Source organism: Sorangium sp. So ce131 (assembly GCF_051519095.1).
Lineage (GTDB): Bacteria > Myxococcota_A > Polyangia > Polyangiales > Polyangiaceae > Sorangium.
In genome coordinates, this window is sequence record NZ_CP150455.1 from 2,895,690 (window position 1) to 2,909,951 (window position 14,262).

14 protein-coding genes are annotated in these 14,262 nt (G+C 72.7%); 7 read left to right on the forward strand and 7 right to left on the reverse strand.

Annotated features, from left to right (window positions below):
* Nucleotides 1–148: 148 nt before the first annotated feature.
* Entirely contained in the window at nt 149–694 is a 546-nt protein-coding gene (locus WMF43_RS10730) for a hypothetical protein (protein ID WP_437679487.1), read from the forward strand.
* A 123-nt stretch (nt 695–817) separates the two neighbouring features.
* Here WMF43_RS10730 and WMF43_RS10735 read toward each other — a convergent pair whose 3' ends face one another.
* From WMF43_RS10735 to WMF43_RS10745, 3 genes are all read right to left on the reverse strand, one after another.
* Nucleotides 818–1,324, reverse strand: coding sequence for a CarD family transcriptional regulator (locus WMF43_RS10735; RefSeq protein WP_104978556.1), 507 nt, complete (start codon nt 1,322–1,324; stop codon nt 818–820).
* A gap of 643 nt (nt 1,325–1,967) precedes the next feature.
* Complete coding sequence (locus WMF43_RS10740) at nt 1,968–2,903, reverse strand: Ppx/GppA phosphatase family protein (protein ID WP_437679488.1); 936 nt, start codon at nt 2,901–2,903, stop codon at nt 1,968–1,970.
* 20 nt (nt 2,904–2,923) lie between these two features.
* The gene (locus WMF43_RS10745) at nt 2,924–3,748 is read right to left on the reverse strand and encodes an OmpA family protein (RefSeq protein WP_437679489.1); all 825 of its coding nucleotides are present in this window, start codon (nt 3,746–3,748) and stop codon (nt 2,924–2,926) included.
* A gap of 483 nt (nt 3,749–4,231) precedes the next feature.
* On the opposite strand from WMF43_RS10745, the gene WMF43_RS10750 reads away from it, so the two are divergent.
* A complete protein-coding gene (locus WMF43_RS10750; RefSeq protein ID WP_437679490.1) occupies nt 4,232–4,615 on the forward strand; it encodes a histone H1 in 384 nt (127 codons plus the stop codon).
* Nucleotides 4,616–4,914: 299 nt separating this feature from the next.
* Here the strand turns inward: WMF43_RS10750 and WMF43_RS10755 are convergent, their stop codons facing one another.
* Both WMF43_RS10755 and WMF43_RS10760 read right to left on the reverse strand, forming a co-directional pair.
* The gene (locus tag WMF43_RS10755) at nt 4,915–6,531 is read right to left on the reverse strand and encodes a hypothetical protein (RefSeq protein ID WP_437679491.1); all 1,617 of its coding nucleotides are present in this window, start codon (nt 6,529–6,531) and stop codon (nt 4,915–4,917) included.
* Between the two features lie 28 nt (nt 6,532–6,559).
* Nucleotides 6,560–7,216, reverse strand: coding sequence for an AgmX/PglI C-terminal domain-containing protein (locus WMF43_RS10760; protein ID WP_437679493.1), 657 nt, complete (start codon nt 7,214–7,216; stop codon nt 6,560–6,562).
* A 96-nt stretch (nt 7,217–7,312) separates the two neighbouring features.
* Between WMF43_RS10760 and WMF43_RS10765 the strand changes: the two genes are divergently transcribed.
* The gene (locus WMF43_RS10765; RefSeq protein ID WP_437679495.1) at nt 7,313–7,780 is read left to right on the forward strand and encodes a hypothetical protein; all 468 of its coding nucleotides are present in this window, start codon (nt 7,313–7,315) and stop codon (nt 7,778–7,780) included.
* Between the two features lie 72 nt (nt 7,781–7,852).
* Here the strand turns inward: WMF43_RS10765 and WMF43_RS10770 are convergent, their stop codons facing one another.
* On the reverse strand, nt 7,853–8,518 hold the full coding sequence (locus tag WMF43_RS10770; protein WP_437679497.1) for an HNH endonuclease: 666 nt from the start codon (nt 8,516–8,518) through the stop codon (nt 7,853–7,855).
* Between the two features lie 192 nt (nt 8,519–8,710).
* Between WMF43_RS10770 and WMF43_RS10775 the strand changes: the two genes are divergently transcribed.
* The 3 genes from WMF43_RS10775 to coaD all read left to right on the forward strand — a co-directional run bounded on the left by WMF43_RS10775 (nt 8,711) and on the right by coaD (nt 11,617).
* On the forward strand, nt 8,711–9,607 hold the full coding sequence (locus tag WMF43_RS10775) for a 3'-5' exonuclease (protein WP_437679498.1): 897 nt from the start codon (nt 8,711–8,713) through the stop codon (nt 9,605–9,607).
* Between the two features lie 70 nt (nt 9,608–9,677).
* Nucleotides 9,678–11,114 (forward strand): tetratricopeptide repeat protein, encoded by a 1,437-nt coding sequence (locus WMF43_RS10780; RefSeq protein WP_437679500.1) that lies wholly within the window; start codon nt 9,678–9,680, stop codon nt 11,112–11,114.
* 5 nt (nt 11,115–11,119) lie between these two features.
* Nucleotides 11,120–11,617 (forward strand): pantetheine-phosphate adenylyltransferase, encoded by a 498-nt coding sequence (gene coaD, locus WMF43_RS10785; RefSeq protein WP_437679502.1) that lies wholly within the window; start codon nt 11,120–11,122, stop codon nt 11,615–11,617.
* Nucleotides 11,618–11,627: 10 nt separating this feature from the next.
* Here the strand turns inward: coaD and WMF43_RS10790 are convergent, their stop codons facing one another.
* Entirely contained in the window at nt 11,628–12,662 is a 1,035-nt protein-coding gene (locus WMF43_RS10790) for a site-2 protease family protein (protein ID WP_437679504.1), read from the reverse strand.
* 400 nt (nt 12,663–13,062) lie between these two features.
* On the opposite strand from WMF43_RS10790, the gene WMF43_RS10795 reads away from it, so the two are divergent.
* Entirely contained in the window at nt 13,063–14,016 is a 954-nt protein-coding gene (locus WMF43_RS10795) for a serine/threonine-protein kinase (protein WP_437679506.1), read from the forward strand.
* The last annotated feature ends 246 nt before the right edge of the window (nt 14,017–14,262 follow it).

Genomic DNA, 14,262 nt, shown 5'->3' on the forward strand with positions numbered 1-14,262 from the left:
GCTTGCGCCGTGAGCGGGCGGCGCGGCTTGCGCCGTGAGCGGGCGGCGCGGCTTGCGCCGTGAGCGGGCGACGCGGCGCGAGCGCGGGCGCAGGAGACGACCGGCCGCGGTGGACGCCGGCGAGGGCTCGTTCTAAGGGAGGTGCGGCATGGCGATGCTCCCGCAGCGCGCGAGAGGCCGCGATCGGCGCGATGGACGCGAGCGACCGGCGACCCGGCCGGCAGCGTCGCGCCTGCGTCGCGCCGCCGCGCTCCTCGCGCTGTCGGTCGCGGCGCTCGTTTCGGCCGGATGCAGCAGGCGCCCGCCGGACGGCACGCCCGACGGCGCCGTGCGGGAGCTGGTCGCGCGCCTGCGCCAGCTGCACGGCGATCCCGCCGACGCCAAGGCCGTCTTCGATCTCCTGTCCCGGCGCGGCCGGGACAACCTGGCGTCGCGCGCGCAGCGCTACAGCGCCGCGACCGGCAAGGCGATCTCTCCCGAGGCGATGATCACGCCCTCGCGCTTCCTGCTGCGCTTCGAGCCGCAGCGGTACGCGGCCCAGATCTCCGGCGCGCACGCGCTGGTCGAGGTCGCCGGCCTGCTCCCGGGAGAACGCGTCCAGGTGCCCTGTGTGTACGAGGACACGGGGTGGCGCGTCGATCTGGCGCTGCCGGCGCTGCCTCCCGTCCAGAAGCGGCCCGGCAGCGATCTCTGACAGGCCACGCCGCCGGCGATCTCCACGAGCCCGGCGGCGGTGTTGACCCACAAAAGCCCGGAGGCCGGCAGTGCCGGCCTCCATCGGCAGCGGCCGCAGGGCCGCTAGCCATGAGGGTACGCCTCAGTTGGCGAGAAAGATCGCCTCGATCTCGGTCTTCACCTGCTCTTCCGTCTGGCTCCGGGCGATCGCGATCTCCTTGACGATCAGCGTCCGGGCGGTGTCGAGCATGCGGCGCTCACCGAACGAGAGTTGCTTGTCCGTCTTCAGGCGGTACAGGTCGCGGAGCACCTCCGCGACATCGTAAATCGAGCCCGTCTTGATCTTGTCCATGAAACCGCGGTAGCGACGGTTCCAGGTCTGGTTGTCGAACGCGATGGTGCGCTCGCGGAGGATGTCAAAGATTTCTCGGATTTCCTGTTCAGAGATGACCTGGCGAAGGCCGACCGCGCTCGCGTTGCTCACTGGAACCATGATCTTCCGATCCGTATCCAAGATGCGGAGAACGTAGAATCTCTGGCGGTTGCCAGCGATGTCCTTCTCCTCGATGTTGACCACCTCAGCCACGCCCTGGGCCGGGTAGACGGCTTTGTCGCCCACCTTGAACTGGATCTCCGAACGAGCCTGCATATCGTCTCCTTTGCCTTCCACCCCGCCGTCTCTTTATTTTTTCGTCGGCCTCCCGGTATCCTCACCGGGAAGCGTACGTTGAACATGCGGTTGAACCTGGACCCGCAAAACCGACACACACCGTCGCGCATTCCGAGAAAACCACCAGGAGCCGCCTCTCGAAGCTGCCGTGCGAGCAGCAAAAGCACGAACGCTGCCGTCACGACCCTCGAGGGCTCGATGCTCCGGCGCGCAAGGAAAAATGTGGATCAGCGGCGGTAGAAGCGGACGGTTACGGGCGGAAGGGACTGAGGTTGGGGGAACGGCCCTCTCGAAAGAGGGCCAGTTTGCGCCAGGCGCGCGCACTCTAGTGAGCCGGCTCAGTACCGTCAACAAAATTCCCCGTGGTTGACCCATGGCCGCGTGATCGTTCTGGTTTTTTTGTCGAATTCCGGCGAGGTCACGGTGTGTGCCAGTGGAGGTGTCCACGCGGGTGCGCGCTGGCCCGCCCCTAGTTTAGGGCAGAGCGGGCCTCTCCGGGAGAGGTGGCAGACCTGACCTGGGTGAGATGACTCAAAAATGTGACAGCCATCGCTGTGCCCGCGGCGCAGCCCGTACGCCCGGTGAGCGCTGAGTCCGTCCGGTGTTCAGCGAATCGGGAAACTCAGGAAGGGCAGAGCCGCTCGGCGAGCCCCCAGCGCACGCCGCGATCGGACACGAGGAGGTCGACCGGCGCGCCGGCGAGCTTCGCGGCCCAGGCGAGGATCTCCTCGACGAGCGCGCTGCCGGCCACGATCACGTCGGCGCGCGCGGGATCCAGGGCGGGCAGCTGCCGCCGCGCGGCGAGCGGCAGGGAGGCGAGCCGCGACGTGAGGGCCGCGATCTCGGCGCCGGACAGCCGGGCGCCGTGCACGCGGGCGCCGTCGTAAGGGACGACGTCGCGCGCGAGCGCGGCGAGGGTCGTCACCGTCCCCGCGACGCCGACCAGGGGGGGCGCGGCGCGGAGCGGCTCCGCCCGGACGGCCGCCAGGGCGGCCCGGGAAGCCGCGCGGACGGCCTCGAGGTCCGCCTCGGCCGGCGGGTCCGCGCGCACGTGACGCTCGGTCAGGCGGACGGCGCCGACGTCGAGGCTCACCGCGTGCTCGACGGCCCCGGCGGCGGTGCCGACGATGATCTCCGTGCTGCCGCCGCCCACGTCGAACACGATCCGGGGCGCTCCGGTCGGCAGGTCGAGCCCCGTCAGCGCGCCGGCGAACGTGAGCTCCGCCTCCTCCGGCCCGGAGATCACGCGCGGCGCGACGCCGATCAGCTCGCGGGCGCGGGCGATGAACGCCTCGCCGCCGGCGGCGTCGCGCATCGCGCTGGTCCCGACGGCGTCCACGCGCTCGACCCCGAGGGCCCTGAGCTCCTCGCCGTAGCGGGCGAGGCAGGCGAGCGTGCGCTCCACGGCCTCCGGCGCGAGCGCGCGCGCCGCGTCCACCCCCTGGCCGAGCCGGGTGATCGTCGCGCGATCGACGAGCGCGACGAGCTCGCCCCCGCGGCGCTCCGCGACGAGCAGGAGGACCGAGTTCGTCCCGATGTCGATGGCCGCGACGCTCATCTTCTTCTTCCTTCCAGCGCCTATTTCACGAGCGTGTTGAGGTCGAGCATCTCCTCGACGTTCGGCAGCACCACGAGCTCGCACCGCCGGTTCGCCTGCTTGTTCTCCGGGGTGTCGTTGGCCTTCACGGGGTCGGTGTCGCCGTAGCCCGAGGCGCTCCACTTGTCCGGCTGGAGGCCGCCGCCGCCCTTGTCCTGGGGCTGGAGCAGGAACGCGAGCACCTCGCGGGCGCGCATCACGCTGAGGCCCCAGTTGTCCTTGAAGCGGCCGCCCGCGAGCGGCGCGTTGTCGGTGTGCCCGGCGACCTGGAACGACCGGGCCGAGAGCCCGGGGTCGTTCCGGATGACCTCGGCCACCTTGACGAGGATGTCCTGGCCCTCCTTCTTGAGCGTCTCGCGGCCCGAGTCGAAGAGCACGTCGCCCGGCAGCTGGATGACCATGCGGTTCTTGCGGACGGTCACGTTGAGGCCGAGCTTCGTGAGCGCCTGGAGCTTCTCCCGCAGGACCTCGAAGCGCTTCTTGATCTCCTCGAGCTGCTGGGCGCGGCGCCGGAAGTCGTCGAGGGCGCGGGCCTGCTGCTCCAGGTTCGCGTTCAGGTTCGAGATGTCGACGCCGGCGGCCTTGAGCTGGGACTTGAGCTGCTCGATCCGGGCGGCCGCCTCGTCGAGCTCGCTCTTCGCTTTCTTGTTCTGCGCCTGCTCGGCGCTCAGCTGGGTCTTCAGGCCCTCGATCTCGCGGACCTTCGCCTGCATCTCCTCCTCCGAGTAGCCGCACCCGGCCGCCCCCGGGCCGGCAAGGAGCGCTGCGCCCAGCAACAACCACGACGTCGAGCGACGAACCAACATACCTTTCCTCCTAGAGCAGCGCGGGGATCTGCCCATCGAGCGGCGCGCCCCGCGCGGGCGGCGCGACGGTAGCGAGGCGCCCCTCACCGCACAAGGCTCTCTAGAGCCTGCGCACCGCGCGTGCTCCGTGCGAGCATGAGCTCTCCGGGGCCGCTCGCCGCGCCGCGCAGCCGCGCAGCCGCCGGAGGAACGCGGAGGACGCCAAGACAGAACGCCTACCTGCTGTCAACGAGAATCGTTCTTCCGGTGTGGTCTGGTGGATTTCACTACGGCCTGATCCGGCGTTTACCCTCGCAACGCTTGCGGACCAGTTTGCCTGGAACACACGGGATACATCAGTTTAGGGCCTGCAAGATTTTCCTTGACCATCACCATGCGTGGCAATATACGTCGTGCAACATCTGTTGCTTCGGTCGGGAAATTGTATCGACGAGAACGTTCGGCGATGCCGGTCGGGCCGGGGCAAATGCAGGAGGATTTCCAATGGCTGCTAAGAAGACCGCGAAGAAGCCTGCGAAGAAGGTGACGAAGTCGGCCAAGAAGCCGGCCGCCGCGAAGGCCGGGAAGGTCGCGAAGAAGCCGGCGCGGAAGGCAGCGAAGAAGGCCGCCCCGAAGCGCGCCGCCGCCAAGAAGACGCCGAAGCGCGCCGCCGCCAAGAAGCCCGCCAAGAAGGCCGCTCCGAAGCGCAAGGCGAAGGCCGCCGGCAAGCGGACGGCTGCGCCGAAGAAGGCGGCCGCGCCGCGCGGCGGCCGCGCTGGCGGCGCCGCGAAGCGCGCGCCGGCCAAGGGCGCGAGCACCCGCGGCGCCCGCAAGAGCACGCCGGCCCCGGCGCCCGCGAGCTCCGCCCCGTCCGACGAGTCGGAATAAGGCGCCGCGACACGCGGACGCGCCTCGCGAACCTCAGCAGGTCGAGGCGCAACGCGCGGACCAGCCGGCCGCGACGAGAGACAAGGTTCCCTAGGACGCCGGGGGTGAGGCCGCGGGCGGCATCGGTCGCTCGGCCAGGGCCCGAGGCGCGCGCGGCGCAGGCGATGACGCCGCTCTGGCGGCGGCCCCGCCGCGAGAGGCGCGCGCTCCGAGAGGCGGGCGCTGTCGAGCAGGCGCAGCGCCGCGCGGCGCCCTGCAGCGCGAGCGGCCGCGGGCGGCGCTGAGGACGCCGGGCGCCCTCAGGTGCGTTCGCCTAGGTAGAGCCGGAGGGCGCGCGCTGCGCCCTTGCGATCGAACGGGACGCCGGCGAGGTCCTCGCGCTTCGAGATCTGCTCGAACAGCTTCATCAGGAACTCGTAGAACGCCTCGCACTCATGGATCGCGGCGTCGAGCCGCTGGGGATCGAGCAGGTCGCTCTCCTCGAGCGCCGTCATGGCCGCGATGAACACGTCGACGCGCGGGTAGTCGCCCACCCGGAGCAGCGGGTAACCCATCGCCCGGAAGTACGAGAGGAACTCGCGGACGAACGCGAAGCTCGCGATGCCCGTCCACCGATCGGGCGCGGGGCCGGTGCTCCGCGCCTTGCTCGCGAACGCGCGCGCGATCTGGGCGAACATCCACACGTCGCGCCGGAGGCGGTCGCTCGTCGCGCGCCGCGCCGCATGATCGTCGAAGACGCGGCCCTCCTCGAGCTTCGCGCCGAGCGATCGGCCGAGGAAGAGGATCGCGTTCTGCAGCGCGGGGCGCAGGCCGTGCGCGACGGCGCGGAGGCGCATGCGGAGCTCGGGTTCGCCGACCAGCGCGTCGGCGGTCGGGAGGTCGTGCTCGAAGGCGCGGCGCATCTCGAGCCTGAGGTTCGCGGCGAGCCCGGTCAGCGCGGCCTTCGTCGAGAGGAGGCGGTGGCCCTCGGCGGCGAGCTCGTCGTGGCGCGCCACGACGTCGCTCGCGGGCACGCGCAGGAGGTCGCGCTCGAAGCTGTCGGCGAGCAGCGCGCCCGCGCGGCGCCGGAGGTAGTTCGAGAGCGCGCGGGCGTCGCTGCGCAGGACCGCGAGCACGAGGTACGCGCGCCCGGCGACGTGGCGATCCGCGTGGTCGAGCGCGATGACGTCGAGCAGCCGGAGGTACCGGAGCATCCTGAACAGCGCGAGGAAGGTGAGCGCGACGAGGCGGTGCGCCTGCTCGCCGGGCACGCGGTGGATCAGCTCGAGCACCTGCGTCGACGCGATCCGGTCGAACTCGGGGCGGAACTCGAGCGCGTGGAGCGGGTTGAAGAACGCGCTCTGGGCGATCTCCCGCATCGCCGTCGCGAGGTGGGCGTAGAAGAGCCTGAAATTGACCCGAGGCAGCCGGAGCAGGCCGCCGGCGACCTCGATGAGGTTCGTGAACCCGTGCCGCAGCACGAAGAGGCTCGACTCCGGCGACTCCTGCGCCATGGTCGCGTGGAGCAGCCGCGTGCGCGCGGTGTCCTCCGGGAGCACCGTCTCCAGGTAGCGCTGGAAGACGAAGGCGCGGTCGCGATCGCCGAGCATGGACCGCGTCAGCTGGACGACGCGCGCCATGCCGTCGCGCGCGTGCTGCAGGTGCTCGTGGAAGTCGTGGCTGACGATCGTCTGACGCCGCCCGGCGCCCGGGTGGTTCCTCGGGTTGGCGAAGCAGGCGACGCCCTTCAGGAGGATCTCGAGCTCGAAGAGCGTCTCCTCCTTCTTGTCGGCCGCGAGCCGCGCGAACCACGCCTCGCGAGCCTGCTGCTGCTCGCGCCGCAGTCCGCGGGTGTCGCGGAGCAGCTCGGCGTAGGCGTTGCGGCCGGGGTAGCTCGAGCTCGATCCGCGCAGGATCCCCGAAGCGTCGCTCGACACAGGCGTGCTCCTCGAAGGCGGCGCGCGGCTAGTTGCGTCGCTTGAAGTCGAAGGGGTAGGTCAGGACGGTCTCCTTGCCGCTCGGCGAGCGCGCCCAGGGGATCGACTTCGCGAGCTCCGCCATGCAGGACTCCACCTGCGGCGCGGTCACGTCGCTCTTCTCGCGCACGATGGTCGCTTCCTCGAAGGTGCCGTCGGGCTTCAGCTTGAGCTGCCAGGTGATCCTGCCCTGCGCGCCCGGGTTCTTGCGGGCGTAGAGATCGAAGCAGCAGCGGAAGCTGTCGCGCCTCGCCTTGATCGTGTCGACGAGCGGCTGCAGGCGATCGCTCGATCCCGCGTCGGCCGACGTCATCGCGTTGTTCATCACGACCCCGCCGTCCGGCGGCTCGTTCGCGATCTCGGTGCCGAGCGACTTGCAGTCCTCGACCGTCTCGGGGGCCTTCTTGGGGCCCGCGGGCCGGGCCGGCTGCGCCTGCGCCGCCGCAGGCGCCGCGGCGGCGGCCTCGTCGGGCGCGGCCGGGCTGGCGGCGGGCTGCTCGGCGGGCTGCGGCGACGGCGAGGCTGCGCCGACCGGCGCGCTGTCGGGCGGCTGCGAGGGCGTGGTGCCGCCCGAGCAGGCCGCGAACGTGACCGCGGCGAGGAGGACTCCGGTGAATACGGCGCTGGCGGTGGCGCAGGGACGCATGGCGCGCATACTAAACGGTTCGTCCGAGCGGAGGCGAGGCGCCTTGCGTTTTTCTGCTCACCCCGCCGACAATGCGCGCCTCCACGGGGCAGCCTCTTGAAGATCCCGCTGTTTTTCGCGGCCGGCGCCGTCGTCGCCGCCCTCGCGCCGGCAGGGTGCGACCCGATCGCCGAGCCGCGCCTCTGCGGGGAGATCCCGCAGGGAGGGTGCCCGATCGGCCGCGGGGGGAGCTGCGACGACGCGGTCTGCCAGGCCCTCTACGACTGCATCGACGGGACCTGGACGGCGGCCGTGCGCTGCGATCGCGCCGGCGAGGCCGGGCAGGACGCGGGCGCGGGCGGCGGTCCGGGCGGCGACTGCGAGGTCGTGGCGCTCGATCGCGCCGGGGAGGCCTCGGGCTGCGAGCCCGCGCTGCAGGAGCCGGACTGCCCCGCGGACGCAGCCGAGACGTGCGCGGCGACCGCGTGCTGGACCGGCTGCCTCGATTTCTTCCTCTGCACCGGGGACGGGTGGAGGGCCGTCGCGTACTGCGACGACGCGGGGAGGATCACCGTGACCCCGTGACCCTCCACCTCGGCGACGCGGGCCTCCCGCGGCCGATCGCGGCGCCGCGGCCGCGCCGGCGAGGGCGCGCGCTCAGCCGGCCTTGAGGAAGGGGCTCCACTCGTCGAACGGGTGCGGCGAGCCGAGCAGGATTTGCATGGTCGACGACCAGCGCGGCGGGAGCGGCTGGCGGATGAGCCGCATGCTCGCCTCGTCGGGCGTGCGCCAGCCCTTCCGGAGGTTGCACGTGCGGCAGGCGGTCACGAGGTTCTCCCACGAGTCCTCGCCGCCGCGCGACCGGGGGAGCACGTGGTCGATGTTCAGGTCGCGGACGGGCGGGCGGCGCGCGCAGTACTGGCACTGGTGCGCGTCGCGGAGCATCACGTTCTTCCGCGTGAGCCGGATCGTCGGGCGTCGCATGCGATCGTAGCGGCGCAGGTGCAGGACGCGCGGGACGCGGAGCGAGCCGCCGACCACCGGGAGGCCGTCGTCCTTGTCGCGCACCGGCAGGCTCCGCCAGGCCGAGAAGTCGTGCAGCTCGCCGGCCTCGTCGACGGCGAGGGCCGAGCCGCCGAAGAGCAGCAGGAAGGCGCGCCGCGCCGTCGTGATCTGTACAGGCTGGAAGATGCGGTTCACCACGAGGACGGGGAGATCGAGCGGCTCGGTCCTCCGGTCGCGGCGGAACCCAGGAAAGTCGTCGCCGAGGTCGGGCTCCTCGTCAGGAGGGCCCCCCGGGACTGTCGCTACCCCGTTCGGCACGTCAGGCAGTGTAGCAACGAAAGCGCCGGTGAACATCCAGGCCGCGCGGCGGCGCCCGGACAGCACGGACCGGGCGCGAGATCCCCCGCGCGGCGGATGGCTTTCGGTCGGGCGCCGGTTTCGCTAAGACGCGGCCATGCCGAAGGACGGTCGTCTCCGGGGTCGAGCCGCCGTGGGGGGGAAGCAGGTCGGATGACAGAGCAGCGCCAAGGAGCGGAGCCAGAGCGCGCGGCCGGCGCGGAGCCCCCCGCCGGCTCGCCCTGGGACGATCCGATCGAGCGCGCGGCGCTCGTGTTCGTCGATCTCGAGATGACGGGCCTCCGCCCGGAGAGCGACCGCGTGATCGAGGTGTGCGCCGAGCGGACGCGGGGCGACGCGCGCGAGGACGCGATCACGTCGCTCGTGCGGCCCGAGCCCGGCGCGTTCGGCAACGCGCACGTGCACGGCATCGACCCGCGGGAGCTCGCGGGCGCGCCCACGTTCCCCGAGCTCTGCGAGCGCGTCGAGCAGGTGATGGAGGGCGCGGTGCTCGTCGCGCACGCGGCGGCGTGGGACGTCGCGTTCCTCGAGGCGGAGCTCGCGAGGGCGGGCCGGGCGAGGCGGGTGCCGTTCTACCTCGACACGCTCGTGCTCTCGCGCCGGGCCTTCGCCCTGCCGAGCCACAGCCTCGAGTCCCTGTGCCGGGAGCTCGGGGTGCACCGCGAGCGCGCTCACCGCGCCGAGGACGACGTCCACGCCCTGCGCGCCGTGTTCCGCAAGATCGTGGAGGTGCTCGCCCCGCGCACGCCGCGCGATCTGTGGCACGTCCGGATCGGCGAGCGCCACGCCCGGCCGGCGCTCGTGGCCGCGGCGGTCCTGGCGGCCGAGCACGCGGCGACGGTGCGCGTGCGGTACCGGCCGGCGCGCCGCGGGCCGGAGGAGCTGCTCGTGCGGGTGACGGGGGTGCGAACGGACCTCGACCCACCCCGGGTTCTCGGCTATCTGCTGCCGTCGCGCAGCCGTCGCGAGCTCCGGGCCGATCGCATCCTGGCGATCGAGCCGATCTCGCCGGGGGAGCCCGGACCGGACGGCGCGGCGCGAAGGGCCTGAGATCCACGTGCGAATCCATCCGAACCGAACCGCGCCGACGAGGCGCTCCCTTGCCGTTCGCCTCGGCGGCTTGCTGGCCGCGACCCTCCTCGCCTCGTGCTCGACGATGCTCGGTCCGGAGTCCGCCCGCCCGCCGACCGCGGAGAAGTGGCTCGCCCGCGCCCGGCAGGAGTTCCTGTCCGCCGACGTCGACAACGCGCGCGACGCGGTCGCGAAGGCGCTGGCGATCGTCCCCGCCGATCCCGAGGCCCGCCTGCTCGCCGGGCGCATCGCGCTCGCGCGGCTCGACTACGCCGAGGCGCTGCGCCTGCTCAGGGGCGTGCCCGGCTCCGAGGCCGCCGGCCTCCGCGGCCGCGCCCTCTGGTACAAGGGCGACCTCGACGCCGCCGCCGACGAGCTCGAGGCGATGCTCGACGACCCGGACGTGGTCGACGACTGGGCGAAATCGATCGCCAGGCTCGCGCGGCGCGGGGCGGGTCGCGCGCCGTTCACCCTCTCGGGCGCGCTCCTCGCGGCGATCGAGATGCCCCACGTCAACCCGGGCGCCCCGTTCTTCGTGGTCCCGGTCGAGATCGACGGCGAGTCGGCGCTCGCGATGGTGTCCACCGGGACGGGCGAGGTGGTCATCGACAGCAGCACGCGCAAGGAGCCGAGCTGGGTCTCCCTGCGCTTCGGCAAGAAGCTCGAGGTCAACGACGTCCCCGCGCTCACGCAGGACCTGTCGGGCATCTCGAAGCAGATGGGCGCGCCGATCAAGGCGCTGCTCGGGGTGAACCTGCTCCGGCACCTCAACGCGACGATCGACTACAGCGGCCGCCAGTTCGTGGCGCGCAGCTTCTCCCCGCCGGCGCCGCCGGACGCGACGCGCGTCGACGTCGTCTTCATCAAGGGCGGCGGCATGGTGCTGCGGAGCAGCGTCGGCCCCGACAAGGCGGTGCAGGGGCCGATGCTCGTCGACACCGCGATGACGTTCCCGGTCGCGCTCGACAAGGAGGGCTGGAAGAAGGCCGGCTTCGAGGCCGACGGGCTGAAGGCGGTCGAGCAGGATCCGGAGCAGAAGCTGAAGCAGGGCGTCGTGCCGATGCTGCGGCTCGGCGCGCTCGAGATCCCCAAGGTCCCGGCGGTGTACGGGGCGCCGATCCAGCAGGTCGAGAAGCAGCTCCAGCTCGACCTGGACGGCGTCCTCGGCGCCGGCCTGCTCGCCTACTTCCGCATCACCTTCGGCGATGGCGGCCGGCTCATGTGGATCGAGGACGACACCGCCGTGAACAAGGTGCTCCAGGGCGGCGAGCCGGCGCCCGCGCCCGTCAACGAGGGGCAGGCGCCCGCCGCGCCTGCCGGCCCCGCAGCCGAGCCCGGCGCGCGCGGGACCCAGGCGCCGCCTGCGCCGCCCGCAGCCGCGCCCGCGCCGCCCGCCGCCGCGCCCGCGCCGCCCACCGCCGCGCCGGCCCGGCCCGCCGCGCCTGCGCCGCCTGCGGGGGCTCCCCGGCGGACGCCCGATCGGTGAGCGCGATGTCCAAGGAGATTCTGGCGGTCTACGCAGGGAGCTTCGATCCGATCACCTTCGGCCACCTCGACCTGATCCAGCGGGCGTCGAAGCTGTTCGATCAGGTGATCATCGCCGTCGGCCGGCATCCGACGAAGAGCCCGCTGTTCACCTACTCGGAGCGGCTGGAGCTCCTGCGCCAGACGACGAGCGAGGTGGCGAACGCGCGGATCGACTCGTTCGAGGGGCTGCTCATCCAGTACTGCCAGCGCGTCGGCGCGCGCGTCATCGTGCGCGGGCTGCGCGCGGCGACCGACTTCGAGTACGAGCTGCAGATCGCCCACGCGAACGCGGACATGCTCCCCGGCGTCGACACGGTCTTCCTGCCGACCCGCACCCACTACGGGTTCGTCTCGGCGTCGCTCGTGCGCGAGATCGCGAGCCACGGGGGCGACGTCAGCCACTACGCGCCCGCCGTCGTCTGCGACGCCCTCCGGGCGAAGTTCAGCGCGCCGAAGGCCTGAGCGGGCGCGCTCAGTAGGTGCCGAACGGGGTCGGCATCAGCAGCAGCACGAAGAAGATCAGCGTGACCACAGCGATCGCCCTGCGCCCCGGCGACAGCTCGCCGGGCTCCGTGGGCGGGTGCTCCCGGCCGCCCACGCGCAGCATCAGGTAGACCACGCCGAACCAGGTGAGCCACGGCATCCCGTTCGCGACCGCCGCAGAGAGCGCGCCCGGCAGCCCCTCCGCGCGGAAGTGGCGCGTGAAGTAGGCGACGTTGCCGAGGAAGAGCGCGAGCATCAGGAAGTGCGCGGCGCGGCTGTAGCGGTCCTGCCGCTTGCCGAAGAGCGCGTAGGCGACGTGACCGCCGTCGAGCTGACCGACAGGGAACAGGTTGAACGCCGTGATCAGCAGCCCGGCCCACCCCGCCATCGCGGCGGGGCCGAGGAAGACGTCGTGGCCCTCCGGGATCGGGCCGACCGCGACCCGCCGCAGCAGGAGGTAGAGCAGGCTCCTGCCCTCCTGCAGCGCCGGTCCCGACGTCGCGTGCACCTCCGACTGCATCAGGCCCACGAAGAGGACCGGGATCGCCACCGCGAGGCCCGCCAGCGGACCGGACGCGCCGATGTCGAGCAGCGCGTTGCGCGACTTGATCGTGCCCTTCATCGAGATCACCGCGCCCATGGTGCCGAGCGGGCTCACGACGGGGAGCGGGATGAAGTAGGGCAGGGACGCCTCCACCCCGTGCGCGCGCGCCGCGAAGTAGTGTCCGAACTCGTGCGCCAGCAGGATCGAGAGGAACGGCACCGCGAACGGCCACGCCTGCGGCAGCGCCTTCACGAACGAGAGCAGGCTGTCGTCTTGCGTCGCGATCGGCGCCCAGAGGGTGCCGGCGATGAACACCGAGACGACCGTCAAGCAGAAGAGCGCGAGGTTCTTCTTCCAGCGGAGCGGCGCGTGCCGCGCGGCGGCCGGGGCGCTCGGGCCTGTGGAGGTCCTGGCCACGGCAGCGCCCTCCGCGTCCAGGTCGAGCGCGCCCGTGGAGGAGAATCGGCGATCGTCGGTCATGCGCCGCTAAGCGTGGCCGCCTCCGCGTCGCACCTCAAGCGCTCCGCGTCGTCCTTCGAGCGCTCCGCGTCGCCCCTGCGCTCGGGCAGGCCACGCCGCCGGAGCGCGCGCCGCGCGGGGCCGCGCGCCTCCCGACCCGCGGCGCGCGACGGTGCGTCGCGGGGACCTCCGCGGCCGATCGCCGGCAGCCCATGACCGCGCGCGTCATCGCCCGGCGCACAGGCCCGCCGTGGAGCCAGCCCGGCCGGCATCGCGGCGGCGGCCGGGGCTCCGCCCGTGGCGCCCGCTCGCCGACGCCGAGAGGTGCGGGCGCGCACGTTCCGCTGGCGCCGGGGCAGGTCCGCGCGCTCCGCTGCGCGCCTTTGCCCTCTGCAAGGCCGAGTGCGCTACGCTCGATCCCATGCCTCCTGCTCGCGCCGCCGCTGAAGCGCTCGTGGGCAAGCTCCTCTGCAACAAGTACCGCGTCGTGCAGCTGCTCGGCAGCGGCGGGGTCGGCCACGTCTACCTCGCGGATCGCGCCGCGAGGCCCCACGACGGCGCGGCGTCGCGCGTCGCGGTCAAGGTGCTCCGCGCGGAGCTGCGGGACGACCCGCTGCTCGTCGCCCGGTTCGAGCGAGAGGCCGACGCCGCGTCGCGCGTCCGCCACCCCAACGTGCTGCGCGTCGAGGCGCTCGAGCGCGACGGCGACGCGCCGTGCTTCGCGATGGAGCTGCTCGTCGGCCTCGACCTCGCCGACACGCTGACCTTCGCCCGCTCCCTCGTGCCCTCGCGCGCGGTCCGCATCGCGGCCGACGTCGCCGCGGGGCTCGAGGCCGCGCACCGCGCCGGCGTGATCCACCGCGACGTGAAGCCGGAGAACGTGTTCCTCGTGCACGCTGCCGACGGGCGCGAGATCGTCAAGCTGCTCGACTTCGGGTTCGCGTTCATCGAGGGGCAGGGCGCGCTGCTCCCGCGCGTCGTCGGGACGCCCGAGTACATGGCGCCCGAGCAGGCGCAGGGCGCTCCGGCGGCGCCCGCCGCGGACGTCTACGCGCTCGGCATCGTGCTCTACGAGATGCTCGCGGGCCGCGTCCCCTTCCAGGGCCCGTACCCCGCCATCGCGGAGCAGCACGGGCGCGAGCCGGCGCCGCCGATGCACCGGCTGCATCCGGGGCTCCTGATCTCGCGCGAGCTCGACGCCGTCGTGCGCAGGGCGCTCGTGAAGGACCCCCGCGGCCGGTTCCCCTCCATGGCGGAGCTGCGGCTCTCGCTGCTCGCGACGCCGGAGGCCAGCGCCGGGGCGCCGCTCGCCGCCCAGGGAGACGCCGCCGCGGCGCCGGCTTCCGGGATCGGACACTGGGGCACCAAGCCGTGACGCCCGCTCGCCCGGGAGCTTCCGTCATCCTCCTTGCGCCTCGGCTTTGCTCCCACGGCGAAGCCCTGCTAGACGGCCGTTACCATCTCTTGTTCCGGGCGACAGCCGGACCAGCTCGCCAGGTCGATGCAGGCCAAGCGAGCGCTCCGGCGCGGTGTCGGGGTCCGCGGGCGCGGACCTCCTCTGCGCGGGTCGGTTCTCCAGGGGGGTCCTGGATCCTGAATCGCGCGCCAGTCGCCCTCCACT

Excerpts from the sequence above, each read along its gene's own strand:
- WMF43_RS10730 (WP_437679487.1), top strand. The coding sequence starts at position 149 with ATGGCGATGCTCCCGCAGCGCGCGAGAGGCCGCGATCGGCGCGATGGA.
- WMF43_RS10735 (WP_104978556.1), bottom strand. The coding sequence starts at position 1,324 with ATGCAGGCTCGTTCGGAGATCCAGTTCAAGGTGGGCGACAAAGCCGTC.
- WMF43_RS10740 (WP_437679488.1), bottom strand. The coding sequence starts at position 2,903 with ATGAGCGTCGCGGCCATCGACATCGGGACGAACTCGGTCCTCCTGCTC.
- WMF43_RS10745 (WP_437679489.1), bottom strand. The coding sequence starts at position 3,748 with ATGTTGGTTCGTCGCTCGACGTCGTGGTTGTTGCTGGGCGCAGCGCTC.
- WMF43_RS10750 (WP_437679490.1), top strand. The coding sequence starts at position 4,232 with ATGGCTGCTAAGAAGACCGCGAAGAAGCCTGCGAAGAAGGTGACGAAG.
- WMF43_RS10760 (WP_437679493.1), bottom strand. The coding sequence starts at position 7,216 with ATGCGTCCCTGCGCCACCGCCAGCGCCGTATTCACCGGAGTCCTCCTC.
- WMF43_RS10775 (WP_437679498.1), top strand. The coding sequence starts at position 8,711 with ATGACAGAGCAGCGCCAAGGAGCGGAGCCAGAGCGCGCGGCCGGCGCG.
- coaD (WP_437679502.1), top strand. The coding sequence starts at position 11,120 with ATGTCCAAGGAGATTCTGGCGGTCTACGCAGGGAGCTTCGATCCGATC.
- WMF43_RS10790 (WP_437679504.1), bottom strand. The coding sequence starts at position 12,662 with ATGACCGACGATCGCCGATTCTCCTCCACGGGCGCGCTCGACCTGGAC.
- WMF43_RS10795 (WP_437679506.1), top strand. The coding sequence starts at position 13,063 with ATGCCTCCTGCTCGCGCCGCCGCTGAAGCGCTCGTGGGCAAGCTCCTC.